The sequence below is a fragment of the Nocardia sp. NPDC050412 genome (genome assembly GCF_044458825.1).
GTDB lineage: Bacteria > Actinomycetota > Actinomycetes > Mycobacteriales > Mycobacteriaceae > Nocardia.
In genome coordinates, this window is record NZ_JBITIJ010000002.1 from 89,798 (window position 1) to 97,663 (window position 7,866).

Here is a 7,866-nt window from a genome sequence, read left to right on the forward strand (position 1 = left end):
CTTGGGCACGGCGAAGCCGTGAACAAGATCGGTTTTGTCGGCCTGGGGATCATGGGCAGCCCGATGGCGGGTCACCTCGTCGCCGCCGGGCACGAGGTGACCGGTTACGACATCGGACCCACCGGACTCGAAAAGCTGAAGGCGGCGGGCGGTTCGGCAGCATCCGGTGTCGCGGAAGCGGTGCGGGAGAAGGACATCGTCATCACGATGCTGCCGCAGGACGAGCATGTCGAGGCGGTCTTCGCCGATGTGCTGGTGCACGCCGCGCCCGGCACGCTGTACATCGACTTCTCCACCATCACGCCCAAGACCGCTCGCTGGACCGCCGAGAAGGGCGCAGAGAAGGGCCTGCGGGTGCTCGACGCTCCGGTCTCCGGCGGTGAGCCGGGCGCGATCAATGCCGCGCTGTCGATCATGGTCGGCGGTAACGAGGCCGACTTCGCCGCGGCCACACCGATTTTCGAGGCGGTCGGCAAGACCTTCGCGCTGGTCGGTCCGAACGGTGCAGGTCAGGTGGTCAAGGCCGCTAACCAGCTCGTCGTTGGTGGCACCTACGCGCTGGTGGCCGAGGCGATCCTGCTGATGGAAAACCTGGGCGCGGATGCCGAGAAGGGCCTCGATGTGCTGGCGGGCGGGCTCGCGGGCAGCAAGATCCTCGACCTCAAGCGCGCCTCCATACTGAAGCGGGACTTCAAGCCCGGCTTCCGAATCGACCTGCACCACAAGGATATGGGCATCATCCTGCAGGCCGCCCGCGACGCCGAGGTGTCGATCCCGATGGGTGCGCTGACCGCGCAGTTGATCGCCGCAGCCCGCGCGATGGGTCACGGCTCACTGGACCACTCGGGTCTGCTGAAGGTGACCGAGGCGCTCTCGGGCCGGGAGAGCTGACCATGACACGCATGCGCGCGGTGGATGCTGCCGTTCTGATTCTCGAAAAGGAAAGTGCGACACAGGCATTCGGTCTGCCAGGTGCCGCGATCAACCCCTTCTACAGCGCGATGCGCGCACACGGCGGTATCAAACATGTGCTTGCCCGCCACGTCGAGGCCGCCTCGCATATGGCCGAGGGGTACACCCGGGCGACGGCGGGCAATATCGGTGTCTGCATCGGCACCTCGGGGCCTGCGGGTACCGATATGATCACCGGCCTGTATTCCGCCAGCGCGGATTCGATACCGATCCTGTGCATCACCGGTCAGGCGCCGGTGGCCAAGCTGCACAAGGAGGACTTCCAGGCGGTCGATATCGCCGCCATTGCCGCACCGGTGAGCAAGTGGGCGGTGACTGTGCTCGAGCCAGCACAGGTACCGGGGACCTTCCAGAAAGCCTTCCAGTTGATGCGGGAGGGGCGGCCGGGGCCGGTCCTGATCGATCTGCCGATCGATGTGCAGCTCGCCGAAATCGAGTTCGATATCGAGACCTACCAGCCGCTCGAGGTGCACCGCCCGGCCGCGACGCGGGCACAGGCGGTCAAGGCCATCGAGATGTTGAACGCGGCGCAGCGGCCGCTGATCGTCGCGGGCGGCGGCATCGTGAATGCCGATGCCGCGGCGGCGCTGATCGAATTCGCCGAACTCACCGGTGTTCCGGTGGTGCCGACGCTGATGGGCTGGGGCACGATTCCCGACGATCACGCGCTGCACGCGGGCATGGTCGGACTGCAGACCTCGCACCGGTACGGCAATGCCACCCTGCTCGAATCCGATTTCGTGCTCGGCATCGGAAACCGTTGGGCCAACCGGCATACCGGCGGTGTGGAGACCTACACCAAGGATCGCACCTTCGTGCACGTCGATATCGAGCCGACCCAGATCGGTCGCGTATTCGCACCGGATTACGGCATCACCTCCGATGCGGGTGCCGCACTGCGCGTCTTCGTCGAGGTCGCGCGCGAACTCGACGCGGCCGGGGAGTTGCCCGATCGCAATGTGTGGGCCGAGCAGTGCCGCAACCGGAAACGGGTGGGCCTGCGCAAGACGCACTTCGACGATAAACCGATCAAGCCGCAGCGCGTATACGAGGAGATGAACAAGGCGTTCGGGCCCGATGCGCGCTACGTCAGCACTATCGGTCTGTCGCAGATCCAGGCGGCGCAGCTGCTGCACGTCTACCGGCCGCGGCACTGGATCAATGCGGGGCAGGCCGGACCGCTGGGCTGGACGGTACCCGCGGCCATCGGTGTCGCGACGGCCGATCCGAATGCCACCGTGGTCGCGCTCTCGGGTGACTACGACTTCCAATTCCTCATCGAGGAATTGGCTGTCGGCGCGCAGTTCAATATCCCGTACATCCATGTGGTGGTGAACAATTCGTATCTGGGCCTGATCCGTCAGGCGCAGCGCGCGTTCGACATGGACTACTACGTGCAGCTCGCTTTCGACAATATCAACAGCCCGGAGCTCGCCGGCTACGGCGTCGACCACGTCAAGGTCGCGGAAGGCCTGGGCTGCAAGGCGATTCGGGTATTCGATCCGGCGTGGATCGGTTCGGCCCTCGATGAGGCGAAGAAGCTGGTGACCGAATTCCGGGTGCCGGTAATCGTCGAGGTCATCCTCGAACGGGTGACGAATGTTTCGATGGGACTCGAGATCGACAATATCGTCGAATTCGAGGAGCTCGCGCAGTCCGCGGCCGACGTCCCGACCGCGACCGCACGGCTGGACTGAGCCGCCATGACTCGAGTCCTGATCGCGTCCGACAAGTTCAAGGGGTCGCTGACCGCGGCGCAGGTCGGTGCCGCTGTCCGCGCCGGTATCCACCGCCTCCGGCCCGGTGCCGAGGTGTCGGTGGTGCCGATCGCGGATGGCGGGGACGGCACCGTCGCCGCCGCATTGGCCGCGGGTTTCGAGGCGGTCCTGGTGACCGCGTCCGGACCCACCGGCGAACCGGTGTGCACGGCGTATGCCCGCCGCGACGATATCGCCGTCGTGGAACTGGCGGACGTATCCGGGCTCGTGCGACTACCAGGCGGAAAGTTCGCACCGACGACGGCCACCAGCCGCGGCGCCGGCGAGGTCATCGCCGCGGCCATCGATGCGGGCTGCCGTCGGGTGGTGCTGGGCATCGGCGGCAGTGCGGGGACCGACGGTGGTGCCGGGCTGCTCGCGGCACTCGGTGCTCGGCTGCTCGATGCCGACGGAGCCGAAATCGGTGACGGCGGTGCGGCATTGGCGGGGCTGCACACGATCGACCTCGCATCTGTGCGGGAACGGCTGGTCGGGGTCGAGATCACCGTCGCGTGCGATGTCGACAATCCGCTCACCGGTCCGCGCGGTGCAGCCGCCGTCTATGGTCCACAAAAGGGTGCCGACGGTAACCAAGTGGCGGAGCTGGATTCGGCGCTCACCCTCTGGGCGGATCGTGTCGCGGTCGCCACCGGCAACGATCTGCGTTATCGCGCGGGTGCCGGTGCGGCGGGCGGGGTCGGGTTCGTGGCCGTCGCGGTGCTCGGTGCTCGGCTGCGTCCCGGAATCGAATTGGTTTTGGAGCTGGTCGGTTTCGCCGAGCGCGTGGCCGATGCGGATCTGGTGGTGACCGGGGAGGGCATGCTCGACGAGCAGACCCTGTACGGCAAGGCGCCGGCTGGTGTCGCTACTGCCGCTGGGTTTGCGGGCGTCCCGGTCGTGGCTGTCTGTGGCCGGAACAGGCTGCCCGCCGAGCGATTGCATGATGCGGGGTTTTCAGCCGCATACGCCCTGGCCGATATCGAACCCGATATCGCGCGCTGCTTCGCGGAGGGGGAGCTGCTGCTCGAGCGGCTGGGTGTGCAGATTGCCGCCGAGCACCTGCCGCCGGATCCCACGGCGGAGCGGCCGTCTGCCGAGCACCTGCCGCCAGATCTCTCGACCGGGCGGCCCTCTGTTGGGCACCAGTCGCCGGAGGTCGCCACGGATCAGGTGTCTCCAGACCACGCCGCCGGGGCGGCCACGGCCGAGTGGCCGTCTGCCGGGCACCTGTCGTCGGAGGCTGCTGTAGCCCAAGAGTCGGCAGGTCACGTCGCTGGGGCGGCCGCCGCGGTGCAGCGATCTGCCAAGCACCAGTCGTCGGAGGCCGCTACGAACCGAGGGTCGGCAAGGCACGCGGCGGGAGCCGCCACGGCCGAGTCGTCGTCTGCCGGGCACCTGTCGTCGGAGTCCGCTACGGGCCGAGGGGCTGCAGGCCACGCCGCTCAGGGTGCCTCTCCGGAGCGGCGTGTAGCGGACCTGGCCGATGACATTGTCGCGGCCACCTACCGAAATAGCGGCGGCGCAAGGACATTCGACGGGAGATTCCGATGATTTCCGATGGAGTTGTGTGATGCGGAAGAGCTCTGAGATTCAGACGATCTCACCGGTTCCCGCGCACCTGGACCTGGTGATCCGTGCGGAGCGGATCATCGGGACGACGGGGGAGACCGGCGGCTCGATCGGCGTGCGCGACGGCCGGATCGTGGCGATCGAGCCGCCGGACTCCACCCTGATCGCTGAAACGGTCGTCGAACTGGCCGCCGACGAGGTGCTGCTGCCTGGCATTGTGGATGCGCACGTGCACGTCAACGATCCCGGCCGTACCGAATGGGAGGGTTTCCCGAGCGCGACGAAGGCGGCCGCGGCGGGCGGTGTCACCACCATTATCGATATGCCGCTCAACAGCATTCCGCCGACCTGCGATCTCGCCGCGCTAGAGGTGAAACGCGAGACCGCGCGGGATCGGGTGTACGTCGATGTCGGATTCTGGGGCGGAGCGATTCCTGGAAATGTGGCAGATCTGCGCTGGCTGCAAGACGCCGGTGTCTTCGGTTTCAAATGCTTTCTGCTGAACTCCGGCGTCGACGAATTCCCGGCACTGGACGCCGGCCAGCTGGAACTGGCCATGCGGGAAATCCGCTCGTTCGACGGCTTGCTCATCGTGCACGCCGAGGACGCGCACGCTGTCGAACACGCGCCGATCCCACAGGGGGACAAGTACTCCGGCTTCCTGCGTTCGCGCCCGCGCGGTGCGGAGAATCTGGCCGTCGCTCGGGTAATCGAACTGGCCAGGTGGACGGGCTGCCGCGTGCACATTCTGCACGTGTCGAGTTCGGATGTACTGCCGATGATCGCGTCGGCCCGCCGCGACGGCGTCCGGATCACCGCCGAGACGTGTCCGCACTACCTGTCGTTCGCGTCGGAGGAGATTCCGGACGGTGCGACACAATTCAAATGCTGTCCGCCGATCCGCGAGAGCGGCAATCGTGAATTGCTCTGGGAAGGGTTGCGCGATGGCACCATCGATATGGTGGTCTCGGACCACTCGCCATCGACCGCCGACCTGAAGTGCTTCGACACCGGTGACTTCGCCAGAGCGTGGGGTGGCATTTCCTCACTGCAGCTCGGACTTTCGGCTGTGTGGACCGAAGCGCGACTGCGCGGATTCACTCTGGTCGATATCGCGCATTGGATGAGCCGAGCGCCCGCCGAACACGCGGGCCTGCGCCGCAAGGGCGCGATCGAGGTGGGCTACGACGCGGATTTCTGTGTCTTCGCCCCCGGTGACGCCTTCGTCGTCGACGTACATCGCCTGCATCACAAGAACGCCGTCACCCCGTACGCGGCCCGCCCGCTCGCTGGCGCGGTCCGCAGTACCTGGTTGCGCGGCAATCGAATCGATATCGATAACGAGCCGCAGGGGCGGCTCCTGGCCCGAGGAGAAGTATGACCGATCAATCCGCCCCCGCCTTCACCCGACTGCCCGATCTCGCCTCCCGCGCGCTGGCGGGCAGTGTGGTCTACGCCAATGACGAGTTGTTCGCCGAGCGGGAGAATCTGATCCGGCCCGGCCGTGCGGTTTTCAGCACCGAGGACTTCGGCCACAAGGGCAAGACCTACGACGGCTGGGAAACGCGTCGTCGTCGTGAGACCGGCAATGACTACGCGGTCGTCCGGCTCGGTGTGCCGGGCCGGGTGCACGGTGTCGTCATCGATACCTCCTGGTTCATCGGCAATTACCCGCCCTTCGCCTCGGTCGAGGCGACGAGTGTGGAGGGGCAGCCGTCCCCGGCCGAACTGCAGCGGGCCGAATGGGTGACATTGGTCGCGAAGTCGGATATCGCGGGCAATACCGACAACTTCTTCGAGGTCACCGACGACCGCCGCTTCACCCACATCCGGCTCTCGATCTACCCCGACGGTGGCGTGGCCCGCTTCCGTGTCCATGGAACGCCGCTGCCCGATCCCCGTTTTCTCAGTGGCACCGTCGATCTCGCCGCCCTGGAACACGGCGGTGACGTGGTCGACTGCTCCAATATGTTCTTTTCCGCCCCGACCAATATCCTGCTGCCCGGCCGGTCGCGGCAGATGGACGAGGGGTGGGAGGGTGCGCGTCGCCGCGATGCGGGCAATGATCACCTCACGGTGCGGCTGGGTGCGCGCGGGGCGATTCGGCGGGTGGAAATCGATACCTCGAATTATGTCGGCAATGCGCCGGGTTGGGCGGTGCTGCGTGGTGCGGATGCCGATTCCGGCGCGGACCTGAATGATCCGTCGTCGTGGACCGAATTGGTGCCGCGCACGCGGTTGCAGCCGGATGCGCGTCATTTCTTCCGGACGGGAGTCGGTGCGCCGGTCACCCACGTCCGGCTCGATGTGTACCCCGACGGCGGTGTGGCCCGGTTGCGGGTCCACGGCGAGATCGATCCCGAGACCTTGGTCGGCAACACCCTCGCCTGGCTCGCGGCTCTGCCCGAAGCACACGCACTTCAGGTACTCATCAGCGATGGGGGGCTGTCGCGTGACCAAGCACGGAAGCTGCTGGCGGAACGTCCCTTTGCCAGCCCCGATGCGGTGCCGTCGGCCGTGATCGACGCGTTGCTCGCGTTGTAGTCGCTGGTCGGGCGGACGATCGGAGCCCCCATCGATTGTCCGCCCGACCGGCTCGGCCCGCGTCCGAAAACCGCTGGCACATATCGACCGACTGATTTAGGTTCGGCCCCATGGTGCGTGCCAATGGGTCGGTCGAGCGGCAAGCCATTGTCGCCGCCGCCGTGACGGTGGTCCTGTGGGCTTCGGCGTTCGTCTTCATCCGCAGTGCGGGACACGATTTTTCACCGGGTGCGCTGGCGCTCGGGCGATTGCTCGCCGCATCGATCACGCTGGTGACAGTGCTGGTCATCCGCGGCGCGGGCCTGCCGCCACGGCCCGCGTGGCCGGGCATAGTGATTTCCGGGGTGCTGTGGTTCGGCGTCTACATGGTGGCGTTGAACTGGGGTGAGCGGAATGTCGATGCGGGGACCGCGGCGATGGTCGTCGGCATCGGTCCGGTGCTGATCGCGGTGCTCGGCGGATTGGTCCTGCGGGAAGGATTTCCGGCCCGGCTGATGGTCGGGCTGGTCGTGTCGTTCGCCGGAACCATCGTCGTCGGGCTATCGACCTCCGATGGCGGCGGCGCGGCGATGCTCGGTGTTGTGCTGTGCCTACTCGCGGCTATCGTCTGGGCCGCATCGACCGTCGCACAGAAGCCGGCACTCGCGAGCGCATCCGCATTGCAGGTGGTCACTTTCGGCTCGGTCATCGGAACCGTCGCGTGCCTGCCGTTCTCCTGGCAATTGGTCACCGAGGCCGCCGATGCACCGCTGTCGTCGACGCTGAGCTTGGTGTACCTGGGCGTTTTCCCCACAGCTTTGGCCTTCACTACCTGGGCCTACGCACTCGCCCGCACGACAGCCGGGAAAATGGGCGTGACGACCTACGCGGTCCCGGCGCTCGTCGTGCTGATGTCGTGGATCGCGCTGGACGAGGTGCCCGGCGCATTTACCATCCTCGGCGGTGTCCTTTGCCTGACTGGTGTCGCCGTTACTCGGTCCCGGTCGCGTGTTACTGCGTCCGTTGATCCGGAGCCCGTCGAACC

At 66.7% G+C, this 7,866-nt stretch carries 6 protein-coding genes; all 6 read left to right on the forward strand.

What is annotated here, in order from left to right:
- Nucleotides 1-18 precede the first annotated feature (18 nt).
- Entirely contained in the window at nucleotides 19-891 is an 873-nt protein-coding gene (locus tag ACIBI6_RS04550; RefSeq protein WP_396955601.1) for an NAD(P)-dependent oxidoreductase, read from the forward strand.
- A gap of 2 nt (nucleotides 892-893) precedes the next feature.
- A complete protein-coding gene (gene gcl, locus ACIBI6_RS04555; RefSeq protein ID WP_396955308.1) occupies nucleotides 894-2,669 on the forward strand; it encodes a glyoxylate carboligase in 1,776 nt (591 codons plus the stop codon).
- A gap of 6 nt (nucleotides 2,670-2,675) precedes the next feature.
- Nucleotides 2,676-4,280, forward strand: coding sequence for a glycerate kinase (locus ACIBI6_RS04560; RefSeq protein ID WP_396955309.1), 1,605 nt, complete (start codon nucleotides 2,676-2,678; stop codon nucleotides 4,278-4,280).
- Between the two features lie 19 nt (nucleotides 4,281-4,299).
- Nucleotides 4,300-5,679 (forward strand): allantoinase AllB, encoded by a 1,380-nt coding sequence (gene allB / locus ACIBI6_RS04565; protein WP_396955310.1) that lies wholly within the window; start codon nucleotides 4,300-4,302, stop codon nucleotides 5,677-5,679.
- A complete protein-coding gene (gene alc, locus ACIBI6_RS04570; protein ID WP_364354712.1) occupies nucleotides 5,676-6,842 on the forward strand; it encodes an allantoicase in 1,167 nt (388 codons plus the stop codon). The genes allB and alc overlap by 4 nt, the downstream gene beginning before the upstream one ends.
- Before the next feature lie 110 nt (nucleotides 6,843-6,952).
- Nucleotides 6,953-7,866, forward strand: a 914-nt coding sequence (locus ACIBI6_RS04575) for a DMT family transporter (protein ID WP_396955311.1), incomplete at its 3' end; no start/stop codon positions are given.

Bases quoted from the DNA above. Each gene is read 5' to 3' on its own strand.
- gcl (WP_396955308.1), top strand. From the start codon at position 894: ATGACACGCATGCGCGCGGTGGATGCTGCCGTTCTGATTCTCGAAAAG.
- allB (WP_396955310.1), top strand. From the start codon at position 4,300: ATGCGGAAGAGCTCTGAGATTCAGACGATCTCACCGGTTCCCGCGCAC.
- ACIBI6_RS04560 (WP_396955309.1), top strand. From the start codon at position 2,676: ATGACTCGAGTCCTGATCGCGTCCGACAAGTTCAAGGGGTCGCTGACC.
- alc (WP_364354712.1), top strand. From the start codon at position 5,676: ATGACCGATCAATCCGCCCCCGCCTTCACCCGACTGCCCGATCTCGCC.